This window comes from Terrihalobacillus insolitus (genome assembly GCF_028416575.1).
Lineage (GTDB): Bacteria > Bacillota > Bacilli > Bacillales > Amphibacillaceae > Terrihalobacillus > Terrihalobacillus insolitus.
This window is the reverse complement of the sequence record NZ_JAMQKB010000016.1, coordinates 1-16,198: the sequence shown is the minus strand read 5'-3', so window position 1 is coordinate 16,198 and position 16,198 is coordinate 1. Positions and strand designations below refer to the sequence as shown.

Annotated in this window: 15 protein-coding genes, 2 rRNA genes and 1 other annotated feature; all 17 genes read right to left on the bottom strand. The window is 39.0% G+C overall.

Translation table 11 applies throughout. From position 1 onward, the window contains the following. Positions 1 to 58: 58 nt before the first annotated feature. Entirely contained in the window at positions 59 to 568 is a 510-nt protein-coding gene (locus NC797_RS13440; RefSeq protein WP_272437314.1) for an NYN domain-containing protein, read from the bottom strand. Between the two features lie 3 nt (positions 569 to 571). Beyond that, complete coding sequence (rlmB, locus tag NC797_RS13435) at positions 572 to 1,315, bottom strand: 23S rRNA (guanosine(2251)-2'-O)-methyltransferase RlmB (protein WP_272437313.1); 744 nt, start codon at positions 1,313 to 1,315, stop codon at positions 572 to 574. 5 nt (positions 1,316 to 1,320) lie between these two features. Beyond that, entirely contained in the window at positions 1,321 to 1,713 is a 393-nt protein-coding gene (locus NC797_RS13430) for a Mini-ribonuclease 3 (RefSeq protein ID WP_272437312.1), read from the bottom strand. Between the two features lie 6 nt (positions 1,714 to 1,719). Then, entirely contained in the window at positions 1,720 to 3,120 is a 1,401-nt protein-coding gene (gene cysS / locus NC797_RS13425) for a cysteine--tRNA ligase (protein ID WP_272437311.1), read from the bottom strand. A gap of 74 nt (positions 3,121 to 3,194) precedes the next feature. Then, entirely contained in the window at positions 3,195 to 3,830 is a 636-nt protein-coding gene (gene cysE, locus NC797_RS13420) for a serine O-acetyltransferase (protein ID WP_272437310.1), read from the bottom strand. 56 nt (positions 3,831 to 3,886) lie between these two features. Continuing rightward, positions 3,887 to 4,103 (bottom strand) — a binding site (T-box leader). Positions 4,104 to 4,243: 140 nt separating this feature from the next. Further along, entirely contained in the window at positions 4,244 to 5,707 is a 1,464-nt protein-coding gene (gene gltX / locus NC797_RS13415) for a glutamate--tRNA ligase (RefSeq protein ID WP_272437309.1), read from the bottom strand. A gap of 27 nt (positions 5,708 to 5,734) precedes the next feature. After that, on the bottom strand, positions 5,735 to 6,232 hold the full coding sequence (ispF, locus tag NC797_RS13410; RefSeq protein WP_272437308.1) for a 2-C-methyl-D-erythritol 2,4-cyclodiphosphate synthase: 498 nt from the start codon (positions 6,230 to 6,232) through the stop codon (positions 5,735 to 5,737). Between the two features lie 18 nt (positions 6,233 to 6,250). Continuing rightward, complete coding sequence (gene ispD / locus NC797_RS13405; protein ID WP_272437372.1) at positions 6,251 to 6,928, bottom strand: 2-C-methyl-D-erythritol 4-phosphate cytidylyltransferase; 678 nt, start codon at positions 6,926 to 6,928, stop codon at positions 6,251 to 6,253. Positions 6,929 to 7,092: 164 nt separating this feature from the next. Next, positions 7,093 to 8,196 (bottom strand): PIN/TRAM domain-containing protein, encoded by a 1,104-nt coding sequence (locus tag NC797_RS13400; protein ID WP_272437307.1) that lies wholly within the window; start codon positions 8,194 to 8,196, stop codon positions 7,093 to 7,095. A 161-nt stretch (positions 8,197 to 8,357) separates the two neighbouring features. After that, on the bottom strand, positions 8,358 to 9,737 hold the full coding sequence (radA, locus tag NC797_RS13395) for a DNA repair protein RadA (RefSeq protein WP_272437306.1): 1,380 nt from the start codon (positions 9,735 to 9,737) through the stop codon (positions 8,358 to 8,360). A gap of 160 nt (positions 9,738 to 9,897) precedes the next feature. After that, positions 9,898 to 12,336: an ATP-dependent protease ATP-binding subunit ClpC gene (clpC, locus tag NC797_RS13390; RefSeq protein WP_272437305.1), complete on the bottom strand. Its 2,439-nt coding sequence runs from the start codon at positions 12,334 to 12,336 to the stop codon at positions 9,898 to 9,900. A 23-nt stretch (positions 12,337 to 12,359) separates the two neighbouring features. Beyond that, complete coding sequence (locus NC797_RS13385) at positions 12,360 to 13,424, bottom strand: protein arginine kinase (RefSeq protein WP_272437304.1); 1,065 nt, start codon at positions 13,422 to 13,424, stop codon at positions 12,360 to 12,362. Beyond that, positions 13,424 to 13,975: a UvrB/UvrC motif-containing protein gene (locus tag NC797_RS13380; protein WP_272437303.1), complete on the bottom strand. Its 552-nt coding sequence runs from the start codon at positions 13,973 to 13,975 to the stop codon at positions 13,424 to 13,426. The genes NC797_RS13385 and NC797_RS13380 overlap by 1 nt, the downstream gene beginning before the upstream one ends. A 13-nt stretch (positions 13,976 to 13,988) precedes the next feature. Beyond that, a complete protein-coding gene (locus tag NC797_RS13375) occupies positions 13,989 to 14,450 on the bottom strand; it encodes a CtsR family transcriptional regulator (RefSeq protein ID WP_272437302.1) in 462 nt (153 codons plus the stop codon). A gap of 138 nt (positions 14,451 to 14,588) precedes the next feature. After that, positions 14,589 to 15,287 (bottom strand): MgtC/SapB family protein, encoded by a 699-nt coding sequence (locus tag NC797_RS13370; RefSeq protein WP_272437301.1) that lies wholly within the window; start codon positions 15,285 to 15,287, stop codon positions 14,589 to 14,591. A gap of 284 nt (positions 15,288 to 15,571) precedes the next feature. Continuing rightward, positions 15,572 to 15,687, bottom strand: a 5S ribosomal RNA gene (gene rrf, locus NC797_RS13365). A gap of 111 nt (positions 15,688 to 15,798) precedes the next feature. Beyond that, positions 15,799 to 16,198: ribosomal RNA gene (locus tag NC797_RS13360) — 23S ribosomal RNA — on the bottom strand; the annotation flags it as partial.

Genomic DNA, 16,198 nt, shown 5'->3' with positions numbered 1-16,198 from the left:
GTGAATATATAGATATCATTATACAGGAAGCGTTTCCGTAACGCAATATAGTTAAATTTTATTTGTTGCCACGGCGCCATTTCTCAAACAAATCTCGCATTTCTTTGTTCATTGGAATTCTAGAAGACGATTGATTGTGCTTATGAAATGTCACCTCTTTTTCAATTTCTTTCTCTATGTTTTTCGTTTCAATATATAGTTCCCTTGCCGATTTTCTTAATGCCCCTTGCGCGAATATCGTTCGTTGTTCCGCGTAATCAGAAGTTGCAACATAAACTTTCGTTTTCACATTTTTAACCTGCTTGACTAATTTTTCTATGCATTCATCCGCTGTTTCATTTTCCTTCGTGTAGATCACTTCTACTCGATGATCCTTTTGTTTTTTTTCTAAACCGCGAACATAATAAGCATCAAATACAATGATCACACGATCCCCAGTGAATGCTTGATACTCAGCTAACTGATTAATTAAAAGATCTCTTGCTTGGCCAAGATCCTGATCCTTTAATCGTTGTAACTCCTCCCATGCACCTATCATATTATATCCATCAACTAATAGGACTACCATCGCTTACTCACCAGCTGGGTATCGTTTTCGATATACTTCATACATCAACAAAGACGCGGCTACAGAGGCATTTAACGACGATATTTTCCCCTTCATCGCAAGACTTACCGTCCAATCACATTTTTCTTTCACAAGTCTGCTGATTCCTTTTCCTTCATTTCCAATTACGATGGCAAGCGACATATCCCCTTCAAGCCTTCGATAGTCTTCTGTTGCATCTGCGTCTGTTCCAACTACCCAAACACCCTTGTCCTTTAATTCATCAATCGTGCTTGCTATATTGGTGACCCTTGCAACAGGAACATATTCAATCGCACCAGCAGACGTTTTGGCAACCGTTGCCGTCAATCCCACTGAACGACGCTTAGGTATAATTACACCATGTACACCAGTTGCATCCGCCGTTCGAAGGATCGATCCAAGGTTATGCGGGTCTTCTATTTCATCCAAGATCAGAAAAAAAGGTGTTTCTTGGCGTTTTTCAGCTTTTGAAAATAAATCATCCATTGTTGCATATTCATAGGCAGCAATAGCAGCAGCTATTCCTTGATGATTTCCTTCAACTAGTTGATCCAGCTTTTTTCTAGGGACCTTTTGAACGATAAAACCCTTTTGACTAGCTAGTTTTTGGATTTTTTGAAAGGATTGGTTGTGTAACTGCTCTGAAACAAGGATTTTATTCATGGTACGTCCAGAACGCAGCGCCTCCATAACTGGATTTATCCCTATAATCCACTCATCTGCCATACGCATCAACCCCTTTCCTCTACATATTGAATTGCGTTTACAATTAATTGTTCCATCCGCTCCTGTTGTCCTTCTAAATACAGATAGCCGATTAATGCCTCAAATGCGGTGCTATAGCGATACGTTTGGACATCCGTATTTTTAGGGACAGAGCCTGATTTGGCATTTCTGCCCCTCCGTACGATACTTGTTTCCGCTTCATTTAGTTTGTCTGTTTTGATCCACTTCAAAATAACGTTTGCTTGGGATTTCGCGGATACAAATTTAATGGCGTTCTGATGAAGCTGTTGTGGCTTCACATTCCCTTTGTCTATTAAATGATGTCGAACATAAAGTTCATACACAGCATCCCCCATATAAGCAAGGGATAAACTTTTCATTTGCTTCACATCTACCATAGCTTTTTATCCTCTTTTCCAGCGGGTTCCTTGAGGTGTATCTTCTAATATGATATTCTTTTCTTTCAAATCATCTCGAATTTTGTCTGCAAGTGCAAAATTTCTGTTTCTTCTCGCTTCTATCCGTTGTTGAATAAACGCTTCAATCTCTTCATCCAGTAATTCATTCTCTACCTTTAATTGAACGCCCAATACTTCTGTTATTTCGTTAAAAAGTTTTTGGAAGGCTTCGATCACTTCAACAGACGTTTGTTTTGATTGAAGGTATACATTTGCATCCTTTGTCACCTCAAACAATACGGAAATTGCATTTGCAGTATTAAAGTCATCATCCATTTCCTCAACAAATCTTTTTTCATGCGATTTCAACTTTTTCAGCCAAGCTTCAGCGTCTTTGTCAAGATTCGTGCTAGAATTCTTACGGTGTTCTAAATTAAGATACGCATTTCGAATTCTGTCCAAACTGTTTTTTGCGCTTTCTAGTAAAGTTTCACTAAAATTAATTGGATTTCGATAATGAACACTTAACATAAAAAAGCGAATAACCTGGGGATCATGTGCTTGGATTAAATCATGTGTTAGGACGAAATTACCTAGTGACTTTGACATCTTTTCGTTATCAATATTAATGTAGCCATTGTGCATCCAATAGTTAGAGAATGTTTTACCTGTACTTGCCTCAGATTGAGCAATCTCATTTTCATGGTGTGGAAACGCGAGATCCTGCCCGCCTGCATGGATATCTATGGTCTCACCTAAATATTTTTTAGCCATTGCTGAACACTCAATATGCCAACCAGGTCGACCTTTTCCCCATGGAGAGTCCCATGCAATTTCCTTAGGTTTTGCCTGTTTCCATAGCGTAAAATCAAGCGGATCCTCTTTTTTCTCTCCAACCTGTATTCGTGCCCCTGATCGCAGTTCATCGATGGATTGATGTGAAAGCTTTCCGTAACCGTTAAAGGCACGCGTTTTATAATATACGTCCCCTTCCGATTCGTAAGCATATCCTTTTTCCACTAATTCATCGATCAGAGCAATAATATCTTCCATCGTGTCCGTTACCTTTGGATGATGAACAGCTTTTTTCACGCCAAGTGAACGAACATCCTCTAAATAAGCTTCAATAAATCTATTAGACACTTCAGGAACAGATTCTCCTAGCTCATTTGCTGCCTTAATAATTTTATCGTCCACATCCGTAAAATTAAGCACATATTTAACGTCATAACCACGATACTCAAAATATCTTCTTACTGTATCAAAAACAATAGCTGGTCTTGCATTCCCGATATGAATGTAATTATAAACGGTTGGACCACATACATACATTCGTACCTTTCCTTCTTCAATAGGCGCAAAATCTTCCTTTTGCTGTGTAAGGGTATTATAAATTTTTATCGACACGGACGATCACTCCTTTACTCTTAGTTAAACTTCTGCTTAGCTGAATTTGACATGTGCTTTTAATGCATACCCGCTTACCGTTTTTTCACTTCATTTGTAAGACGATCTATTTCTCGTTCCATTTCTTTAAGTTTTTCCGAAATGGGGTCTGGTAGCAAATGGTGATCTAGGTCCCTTCTTATCTTTTCCCCGTTTTGAACCACCACTCTACCCGGAATACCAACTACTGTTGAGTGGTCTGGCACATCACGCAAAACCACTGAACCTGCACCGACTTTTGAACTCTCGCCAATTACGATAGATCCTAACACTTTAGCACCTGTAGCTATTAGAGCATTATCCTTTATTGTAGGATGTCGCTTCCCTCGTTCCTTTCCTGTTCCCCCAAGTGTTACACCTTGAAAAATGGTTACATTGTCCCCAATATCACACGTTTCTCCTATGACGACACCCATTCCATGGTCAATAAAGAAGCGTTTACCAATCCTAGCACCTGGATGTATTTCAATTCCAGTAAAAAAGCGACTCACCTGTGATATTACCCGGGCAATAAAAAAGAACTTTTTCTTAAAAAAGGCATGAGCAATTCGGTGTGCCCATATTGCGTGTAATCCAGAATAAGTAAGCAATACCTCGGCATATGTGCGCGCTGCAGGGTCTTGGTCAAATACTACATCAACGTCTTCCTTAAGCATTTTAAAAAGTCCCATACCTAGTCAGCCCCCTAACTACGATTAAAATTAAAAAACGCCCCTGTGTATGACAACACAGAGACGCATTTAGCGCGGTTCCACTCTGTTTAGGATGAAAGAAGAATCCTCAACTTGAGTCCTATTAACGGAAGGAAATCCGCCCTTGTCTACTTATTCAACAAGGGACTCCGAGGTGCATTTCAAAAGTCCGTGCTTATAATCACTTTCAGCCAAGGTGATTTTCTCTGCTTAAGCCCATTACTTTTTACTTCTCCTCATCAATGTTCCATATATAGTGTATTACTACTATATTACACGATTTTGGTTTTGTGAATAAGACTGCTTACATATTTGATGACTTTTTTACGAAATAGTAATCTTTAGCCTTACGTGTAGTCTGGCAAGCCATAGTGTTATTTTTGAACATCCTATTAAAGTTTATCAAGTGTATTACGTAACCGTTTTAATACAACAGTTCTTCCGAGCAGGTGAATTGCATTTGGAAGCTCTGGGCCATGCGCCTGGCCTGTTGTAGCCACACGTATAGGCATAAAAAGTTTTTTACCCTTTTGCTTCGTCTCCTTCTGGGTCGCCTTTATCTCCCCTTTAATCGCTTCTGGAGAGAATGGTTCCAGTTTTTCTAGTTTCGTCGCGAATACCGACAATACTTCAGGAACCTGCTCACCCTTTAAAATATCCATCGCTTCACCATCATATTCTATATCTGTTTTAAAGAATAGCTCTGTTAGCGGAACAATTTCCTGACCATAGCTCATTTGTTCTTTGTATAGGCTAATTAATTCAAGTGCCCACTTTTTTTCGTCTTCACCCATATCCTCAGGTAATTTTCCAGCTGCAATTAAATGTGGTAACGATAAATCTTCCACACGTTTCATGTCTGCCGCTTTTATATATTGATTGTTCATCCATTTTAATTTTTGCGGATCAAAAATAGCTGGCGAGGTGGATAACCTTTCAGGATCAAATATTTCAATAAGCTGTTCTTTTGAAAAAATTTCTTCCTCACCAACAGGCGACCACCCTAGTAGGGTTATGAAGTTAAACATCGCTTCTGGTAAATAACCAAGGTTTTTATACTGCTCAATAAATTGTAAAATGTGCTCATCACGTTTACTAAGTTTTTTTCGATTTTCATTTAAAATTAAAGTCATATGGCCGAATTTTGGCGGCTGCCACCCAAAAGCTTCATATATCATCATTTGTTTTGGAGTATTAGAAATGTGTTCTTCTCCTCTCAAAACATGGGAAATTTTCATTAAATGATCATCAACTGCAACGGCAAAATTATACGTCGGAATTCCGTTTTTCTTTACTATTACCCAATCCCCAAAATCCGATGATTCAAAATTGATATCGCCTCTAACTATGTCATTAAAGGAATATGTTTGGTTTTCTGGAACGCGAAAACGAATGCTGGGCTTACGATTTTCCGCTTCAAATTGTTGAATTTGTTGTTCGGTTAAATTACGATGGGCTCCAGAATACTTTGGAACTTGTCCGTTAGCACGTTGGGTCTCCCTTTCTTGATCGAGTTCCTCTTCCGTCATATAACATTTGTACGCGAGCCCACGATCCAGTAGTTCATCAACATATTGCTTGTATAAATCAATCCGTTCCGTTTGTCGATACGGGCCATAATCGCCACCAACATCAGCACCTTCATCCCAGTCAATACCTAACCACTTCAGAAAATGGAACTGGCTTTTTTCTCCACCAGCGACATTTCTCTTTTCATCTGTATCCTCGGTACGAATAATAAACTTCCCACCTAAATGGCGAGCATATAAATAATTAAATAACGCAGTACGAGCATTTCCAATATGTAAATTACCTGTTGGGCTTGGTGCATAACGCACACGAACAGTATTTGTCAATGTCATTCTCCTTTCGATTCGTTTAGGCTAAAGCACGTTGTCAGACGATTCGTTTGCATATAGTAAAACAACCGCTTGTGCTGCAATCCCTTCTTTTCTCCCTGTAAATCCTAACTTTTCTGTAGTTGTTGCCTTTACATTAATCTGTGATGTATTGACTTTTAGAATTCTGGCAATATTTTTGCATATCGTTTCTATATACGGCGCCAATTTAGGTGACTGTGCAATAATGGTACAATCCATATTTCCGAGACGATAACCTTTATCACGAACAATACCCCAAACTTCCTTGAGTAATTCTTGGGAATCTGCGCCCTTATATTGTTGATCTGTGTCAGGAAAGTGCTTTCCGATATCTCCCTCACCGATCGCCCCTAAACAAGCATCTGTAATGGCATGTAATAAAACATCCGCATCAGAATGACCTAAAAGCCCCATTTCATAAGGTATTTTGACCCCACCAATGATACAATCTCGATTGTTTACAAATTGATGGACATCAAAACCTTGGCCAATTCGAAACATGTAAATCCTCTTTTCTGGCTATTTGTTTTTTAAATACGATTGTGCTCTGTTTAAATCCTCAGGGGTTGTTAATTTAATATTATCATAACTACCCTTCACAATTGACACTGGATGTCCTGTACGTTCCACAAGTGAAGCGTCATCGGTACCAAGGAAGCCCGTCTCAGCCGCTTGTTTATGTGCATGATAAATAATATCATAGTGAAAAGCTTGCGGTGTCTGTGCTGCCCATAACGTTTTTCTATCTAGTGTGTTTAATTCAGAACCCTTACGTTGTTTAATTGTGTCTGTAACAGGAACTGCAAGAAGAGCCGCCTTTGTCTTACTCGTTTCCTCTGCTAGCTCGTGTAGGCTATCTACCGAAACAAAAGGTCTGGCGCCATCATGAATAAACACAATCGATCCATCATCATTGATGTGCTTTAGTCCATAAAAAACGCTTTCCTGACGTTCCATTCCGCCCTCAACAAGTGATAAGGTTTTTTTCAATGGAAAGCCCTTGAGAATAGATTTCATCCGATCCTTTTCACGTTTATTGACAACTAATACGATGGACGTACACCATTTGTCTTTATTAAATACATCTAACGTATGAAGGATTAACGGCTTATGACCAATTTTGATAAATTGTTTATTTTCCCCTGCGTTCATCCGTTTCCCCTCACCCGCTGCTAAAACGATTACACGATATTCTATCATATTATTCCGCCTATACTGACTATTATAAGTGGGTTCAAAAAAGTCGGCAAATTAGACACAGGTTATCATTTGGTGACTGTTTTACCATCGATCCACTATAAAGAACAAAAGCGATAACATAATGTTATCACTTTTGCTTTCCTCTATTTGTTATACCTTTTTTATAATGCTTTTTCAAGTAGTTTAGGCTTTGCAAAGATCATTCTTCCCGCAGAAGTCTGAAGAACGCTTGTGATAAGCACCTCGATCGTTTTACCGATATAATTCTTTCCTTCCTCTACAACAATCATGGTACCGTCATCTAAATAGGCTACACCCTGATTCTGTTCTTTTCCGTCCTTTATGACTTGGACAGTCAATTCCTCACCAGGTAACACTACTGGTTTCACAGCATTTGCAAGATCATTAATGTTCAACACCTGAACATTTTGGAATTCACATACTTTGTTTAAATTAAAATCATTGGTTACGACAATTCCATTAATAACCTTCGCAAGCTTAACAAGTTTGCTATCCACTTCTTGTATATCCTCAAAATCACCTTCATAAATTTCTACGTTAACTGGTAAATCCTTTTGCATTCGATTCAACACATCCAATCCACGTCGTCCACGATTACGCTTTAACACATCAGAAGAGTCCGCTATATGTTGTAGCTCCTCAAGGACAAACTGTGGAATAATAACCGTTCCTTCTAGGAAACTAGTTTGGCAAATATCTGCAATTCTGCCATCAATAATAACGCTTGTATCCAGAATTTTTTCTTTGGGCTTGTTATCATCTAAGTCATCTTGATCCGATTGCTTTTTTCGCTCTCTATCCTTTTCTTTACGGGCAATCATAAGCAGCCCTAAGAACTCATCTCTTCTTTTAAATCCAACCTGAAATCCCAGATAGCCTAAGAAAAATGTCAAAAAGATTGGCAAAACTTGTGACACAGGTTGAATCTCTATATCCTTGATCGGAATATTAATTAAAAAAGCAATAACCAAACCTACTATGATTCCTAGACTACCAAATAACAAATCACTAATCGGCGCTTTCACTAGCGTCTCTTCCACCCAACGCAGGAAATCTACGATATAATCAACAAACCAAAATGTTAATAAAAACAAGATAATTGCACCTAACACTAATCCTACATAACTGGACTCCATCCACTTCGTTTCAGTAGGGTTAAGTAACCTTACCACATCTGGCATATACAAATAGCCAACTGTACCTCCTGCTATAACGATGAATAGCTGCACTATTTTTTTTAACACCGCCGTCACCTCCTATCAGACAGTATTACCCAATTTTCTAAAAATAATCTAATTCTAAATAAATAAATACATAATAATATATAACTTTATCATAATTACCAGTTTTAGTCAATTTAAATAGGGTTGTCGAATAATCATTTGTTTTTTGTTTTTCAATCCATTTATGCTCCTCCTAGGGCTGCTTTCAGGGCCTCTTGAACTGAGTTCACACCCACTACTTCCAACGACTTTGGCGGAGTCCAACCTTCTAGATTTTTCTGGGGGATAATCGCACGTTTAAAACCAAGCTTTGCTGCTTCCTGCACCCTTTGATCAATTCGAGCAACCCTTCTCACCTCTCCCGTGAGGCCAACCTCTCCGATTAAAACATCATCAGGTCTTGAAGGCTGATTACGAAAACTAGAAGCGATACTTACTGCAACGGCTAAATCAATTGCAGGCTCATCCAGCTTGACACCGCCTGCTACTTTAACATATGCATCTTGATTCTGAAGCATTAATCCGATTCTTTTTTCTAGGACTGCCATTAACAAAGGAACCCGGTTATGGTCAATCCCAGTAGCCATTCTTCTAGGGTTACCGTAACTAGTTGGTGATATTAGTGCCTGAATTTCAACTAGAACTGGCCTACTTCCTTCCATGGAAGCAACGACGGTCGAACCTGCTGCACCTTGTGATCTCTCTTCTAGGAAAATTTCAGACGGATTATTTACTTCGCGTAATCCTTCTTCTTTCATTTCAAATATTCCCATTTCATGCGTACTACCAAATCGATTCTTCACCCCTCGAAGGATTCGAAAGGTATGATGGCGCTCACCTTCAAAATATAGTACGGCATCCACCATATGCTCAAGTAATCGCGGGCCTGCTATAGAACCTTCCTTTGTGACGTGCCCCACAATAAAAATTGGAATTCCTTTGCTTTTTGCGATACGCATAAGCTCACTCGTACATTCCCTAACCTGTGACACACTTCCTGGTGCACTTGAAACCTCTTCTCGATAGATCGTTTGAATAGAATCAATCACGACAAATGAGGGATTTAATAACTCGATCTGATTCGTTACATCTAGTAAATTTGTTTCAGACAAAACATAAAGTAAGTCCGATTTAATTCCAAGTCTGTCAGCACGTAACTTTGTTTGCCTGGTCGATTCTTCTCCTGAAATATACAGAACAGGAAATGCTTTATCTGCTAGCTGGGCTGACACTTGAAGCAATAAGGTAGACTTTCCAATACCAGGATCTCCACCAATAAGAACTAATGAGCCTGGAACAATTCCCCCTCCCAAAACTCGGTTAAATTCTGGCATTTTTGTGGTAATTCTAGGCTCTTTTTCTGATTTAATTTTGGTTATGATCTCTGGTTTTTTCGTGCTGCTTACACCCTGAAATGTGTGCAGATAACTGTTCTGAGATGAGGAGGCTACGAATTCCTCTACCATCGTATTCCAGTTTTGACATTCTGGACATTTACCCATCCATTTCGGGGATTCATATCCACATTCTTGACAGACAAATTTTGATTTTCGCTTAGCCAAACATACCTCTCCCTTGTCTACCTCTCCATTATATACGAATTACTTATCATAGATGTTACATCATTCTATCAATTTTCTTAAAATTTATTATTGATGTATTAAAAATCGGAAGGTGTTAAAAACCTCCCGATCTCATCATCCAAAAGATAAAGAACTCCCATTACTTCTTAGGACTAACTTTAAATGCACCCTTTTTATCTACATCTATTTTTACTTTCTGCCCCTTAGTGATCGCTTCCCTTAATAGCTCTTCTGAAAGTAAATCCTCTACATTTTTCTGAATGGATCTACGAAGCGGGCGAGCTCCATATTCTGGGTCAAAGCCTTCATTTGCTATTTTCTCAATTGCTTTATCGGAAATTGTAAAGTCAATTTCTTGAGCAGACAAGCGTTTTTGCAGTTGTTCTACCATTAAAGTAACAATTTCACTCATATGTTTCTTCTCTAGAGAGTGGAATACGATCGTTTCATCAATACGGTTTAAAAACTCTGGACGGAAGGCTTTTTTCATCTCATCCATAACCTTTGACTTCATACCTTTGTAGTCCTGATCATCATCACCATCTAAATTAAAGCCAACATACTTATTACGCCTTAGCTCACTCGCTCCGACATTAGAGGTCATGATTAATACTGTATTTCTAAAATCAACAGCGCGGCCCTTTGAATCTGTTAGTCGGCCATCCTCTAAAACTTGAAGCAAAATATTGAACACTTCTGGATGTGCTTTTTCCACTTCGTCTAATAAGACAACAGAATAAGGTTTTCTTCGTACCTTTTCAGTCAGCTGTCCACCTTCTTCATATCCAACATAGCCTGGTGGTGAACCTACTAACCTAGATGTTGCATGTTTTTCCATGTACTCAGACATATCAATTCGGATCATGGCATCTTCATCACCGAACATCGCATCTGCTAATGCTCTAGCAAGCTCCGTTTTACCAACACCCGTTGGACCCAAAAAGATAAAAGAGCCGATTGGACGTTTTGGATCTTTTAACCCTGCTCTTGCACGTCGAATAGCTTTGGAAACGGCCTTTACCGCTTCTTCTTGACCAATTACGCGATTGTGTAAGATTTCTTCCATGTTTAAAAGACGTTCACTTTCGTCCTTCGTTAGCTTAGAAACAGGAACACCCGTCCATGTGGATACGACACTTGCGATATCTTCCATTGTTACTTCTGAGCTTTCTTGACCTTGTTTTTCTTTCCATTCATTTTTTGTTTTATCAAGTTCATCACGTAACCGCTGTTCTGTGTCTCTTAACGAGGCTGCCTTTTCAAATTCTTGGCTTTGTACTGCCGCATCTTTTTCTTTTCTAACTTCTTCTAGATTTTGCTCTAATTCCTTTAAATTAGGTGGAGCTGTATAGGAACGCAAACGAACCTTTGACGCTGCTTCGTCTATTAAGTCAATCGCTTTATCTGGAAGAAAACGATCACTAATATAACGATCTGAAAACTGTGCAGCTGCTTCAATCGCTTCATCTGTTATCGTTACTCGATGGTGTGCCTCATATCGGTCACGAAGTCCCTCTAATATTTGGACAGACTGTTCTACTGTCGGTTCATTTACTTGGATTGGTTGGAATCGCCGTTCAAGGGCTGCATCCTTTTCAATATATTTCCTGTATTCGTCTAAAGTAGTTGCACCTATACACTGTAGTTCACCTCTAGCAAGGGACGGTTTTAAAATATTGGAAGCATCAATTGCTCCTTCTGCACCACCTGCCCCAATAAGCGTATGCAACTCATCTATGAATAAAATAATATTTCCAGCTTGCCGAATTTCCTCCATCACTTTTTTCAAACGATCCTCAAACTCACCACGGTATTTGGTGCCAGCTACAACTGTTCCCATATCTAATGTCATCACACGTTTATCGCGTAATGTTTCAGGTACTTCATTATTGATAATTTGTTGTGCTAATCCTTCTGCAACAGCAGTTTTACCAACTCCTGGTTCACCAATTAATACCGGGTTATTTTTTGTCCGTCGACTAAGTACTTGAATAACACGCTCAATTTCCTTTTCCCTACCAATTACAGGGTCAATATTTCCTTCTCTTGCAATAGAAGTAAGATCTCGAGCTAGTGAATCTAACGTTGGCGTATTTGCATTTGCCGATTGTCCACCACGTCCATTCTGAGCAGATGTTGACTCATTGCTACCAAGTAACTGAAGCACTTGTTGACGTGCTTTGTTTAGGCTGACACCTAAATTATTTAACACCCTTGCTGCTACACCTTCACCCTCTCGAATTAACCCGAGAAGAATATGCTCTGTTCCGACGTATGAATGTCCAAGCTTTCTCGCTTCATCCATGGACAATTCAATCACCTTTTTTGCTCGTGGTGTATAATGAATCGTTTGGGAGGCCTTTTGACCACGTCCGATCAGTTGCTCTACCTCTTGTTGTATTTTTTCTGTTTCTAACCCTAAAGATGTTAAAGATTTTGCAGCAATACCTTCACCTTCACTAACTAAACCTAATAAAATATGCTCTGTACCTATATTATTATGACCTAGCCTAACCGCCTCTTCTTGGGATAGTGCTAGAACCTTTTGTGCTCTCTCTGTAAAACGACCAAACATCATAAAGGCCTTCCTCCTTACAAAAGTTATTTTTCAAGATCCAGTCGTTCCCGAATTAAAGATGCTCTTAATTCATCTCGTTCATCTGGAGACAACGTTTTTTTTGCATATTGCTGTAAGAATCCTGGTTGTGTCAAAATGGTTAGCTCGTTTAAAATCGTATTGGAAATGTTTTTTAAATATCCTAAATCAATACCCAGTCTTACATCTGATAAACATTTTGCCGCCTCTTTGGATTCTATGATACGACTATGTTCTAAGATACCATAAGATCTAAAGATACGATCTTCTAGCTGAAGGCCTGTTTGATCCATTAGCGATTGCCTAGCTTTACGCTCCCGTTCAATTAACTGTTGCACGACGCTTTGCAAGTCTTCCACAATATCCCATTCTGATTTCCCTAAAGTAATTTGATTGGAAATCTGAAAAATATTACCTAATGCTTCACTACCCTCGCCATAAATGCCCCTCGCTACTAGACCAAGCTGACTTATTGCAGGGATCATTCTGTTAATTTGTTGGGTTAATGCCAAAGCAGGAATATGCATCATGACCGATGCGCGCATTCCTGTACCAACATTTGTCGGACAACTTGTAAGATAACCTCGTTGCTCATCAAATGCATAATTAATCTTCTCCTCTAGCCAGTCATCAAATTCAAATGCCTGTTGTAGTGCGCGCTCTAGTTGAAAGCCTGGAAGATACAGTTGAATACGAATGTGGTCTTCTTCATTAATCATTAATGAAACTTGTTCGCTTTTCGATATTAAGGCGGCGCTCTCACCATTACTTTCAGCAAGGTGCGGACTTATTAAATGCTTTTCAACAAGAACCCGCTTCTCAATAGGTTTTAAATCACGCATTTGAACTAACTCTAAATCCTCATATGCTTTAAACGATTGGTGCTGATATTCTTGACCAAAAAAATCCAATACTTTTTCTAACTCACTTTTATCTGCAATAATCGGAAATGGTATCTGATCAAAATTCCTGGCAAGGCGTATACGACTGCTTAACACGATATCACTGTCAGGCCCATCTTCTTTTAACCAAGGACTAACCGCCTTACTAATAAACTGTTCTAAAGACATCAGAACTCACCTTCTTCCTTACAATGCACTTCTTTTTCTAACTTTTTTATTTGATCACGAACTTTTGCTGCCTGCTCAAAAGCTTCCTGTTCAATCAATTGCTGTAATTTAATTCGATACTGTTCTAACTCTTTCTTCTGATGAAGATTGCTTCCAATCCGTTTAGGTATCTTACCATCATGCTTTGTATTTCCGCTATGAACACGTCTAAAAATAGGATTTAATCGATCTGAAAAAGCTTGGTAACACTCCGAACAGCCAAACTTGCCTACACGGGTGAAATCCTTATAGGTCATTCCACATTTCGGACATTTTAAACCCTGTTCTGAAATCTTTTCATTTGACGTTGATGTTGACTTCCCAAAAGGAGAAGGCTCAAAATTAAACAACCCTGACAATAGATGATGTAAAGAATATCCTTCCTCACCGTACGACATATAGCCCTTTTCTTTTGCACAATGTTCACAAACGTGCACTTCTGTCTTATCACCGTTTACTACTTGTGTAAAGTGTAGAGCTGCTGGACGTTCATGGCATTCCTGACACTCCATTATTTCTCCCCCCTTAATCGTATTTAAGAGCGACAAGCATAGCTGTCATAATTCTAGCTCTAATCTCGTCACGAAGTGGTAATTGAAAGGATAATGTGTTGCGATTAATTGCATTCATCATAATTCGTGCCTCACGCTTTGTAATAAAATCTTCCTCAAACATTCTTTCTAAAATATCAAGTGCAGCTTGTTGGGACACCTCTGGATTAATCATGGCAATAATTTCATCAATTAGCTTTGCTTTATCTTTGTTCCTTACACGAATGATTCGGATATAGCCGCCTCCGCCACGTTTACTTTCAATTATATAACCCTTTTCCACAGTAAAGCGCGTATTAATCACATAATTAATTTGAGAAGGAACGCACTGGAAACGATCAGCTATTTCACTTCGTTTAATTTCGATTTCATTATTTTGGTTTGTTTTTAATATTTCTTTTAAATATTGCTCAATGATATCCGAAATGTTGCTCATTTACCCTCCTCCTCAGATCTTGACTTTGACTATCTTTGACTTTATTTATATTATACTCCAGTCAAGCGATGATGCAAATAGTTAGCATTATTATTGACAATACTTGTGTAAAAAAACCTCCATACTTGGTAATTTTACTTAATCCCTTTCATTTATATATTTAACATCCTCAATTTCTGCTAATTTTCCAAACAAGACTACTTGGTTAATTTCATGCCCCTTTTCTATTTCGATTAGCACCGTACGTTCATCGTCCGAATTCTTTTCTATTTCCATTCGACGAATCGATAGATGAAAGGAATCGATAACCGCTTCTATCTGTCCCATTTTCACCTTGTTCCCAGCAACAATTCGCATACGAAAACGTCTACGTCCTTTGGTAAACACTTTTTCTACATTATTTAGAAAGACAAGGCTCAATAGAATAACAATAGTAGTAAAAACAGCTGCACTGTACATTCCAGCACCAATAACTAAACCAAGCCCTGCTACTGTCCATATGGATGCTGCCGTTGTGAGTCCTCGAATGGTAACACCATTAACAATAATAGTGCCGGCACCTAAAAAACCGATGCCACTAATGACATAGGACGGTATTCGTGCAGGGTCAAACTGAATATTCTTATTTTCCTCAAGGTAAGTCTCAAATCCATATAAAGATAATAGCATCATTAGGCACGATCCAACTCCAACAAGAATGTGCGTCCTAAATCCAGCTGAATGATTGTTCAATTCACGCTCAAAACCAATTAAACCTGATAAAATAAGTGCAACTAGAATCCGAACCATAATTAAACTAAAGTGGCCACTTCCAATATCATCTACTAATGTTTCCATTGCTACCCCTCTTTTCTATATCCTTTGTTTACCCTTTTTAGATAAAATAATGTTTGCTTAAAAGATTAAATGAATGACAATTTTACTAAAGTATAGAGTATGTAGTTTAAAAATTAAATAGAACTTGTTAGAATTGGATAGCTAAAACATAGAGCAATTATTATAGCAATGTATGTTACTCCAGTGAATCGTGGATATGCATAGGGAGAAATAAAAAAAGCGAACGGTATCAATGAAAACCCAAAAACCCGATCAACTATTAAAAGTTGATCGGGTTTTCTAATGCTTGGCGGCGTCCTACTCTCGCAGGGGCAATGCCCCAACTACCATCGGCGCTGGAGAGCTTAACTTCTGTGTTCGGCATGGGAACAGGTGTGACCTCTCCGCCATTACCACCAAACAGTTATTCAAATTTCAAGGACAAGATATAGTCTATTACTTTCTAGACAAAAAAGCAAATACTTTTTGTATACCTTCAAAACTAGATAAGAACGAAAGACATATAAAACATATAGTTAAGTCCTCGATCGATTAGTATTCGTCAGCTACACGTGTCACCACGCTTCCACCTCGAACCTATCAACCTCATCGTCTCTGAGGGATCTTACTCATTTAAAATGATGGGAAGTCTCATCTAGAGGGGGGCTTCATGCTTAGATGCTTTCAGCACTTATCCCGACCACACGTAGCTACCCAGCAATGCTCCTGGCGGAACAACTGGTGCACCAGCGGTGTGTCCATCCCGGTCCTCTCGTACTAAGGACAGCTCCTCTCAAACTTCCAACGCCCACGACGGATAGGGACCGAACTGTCTCACGACGTTCTGAACCCAGCTCGCGTACCGCTTTAATGGGCGAACAGCCCAACCCTTGGGACCGACTACAGCCCCAGGATGCGATGAGCCGACATCG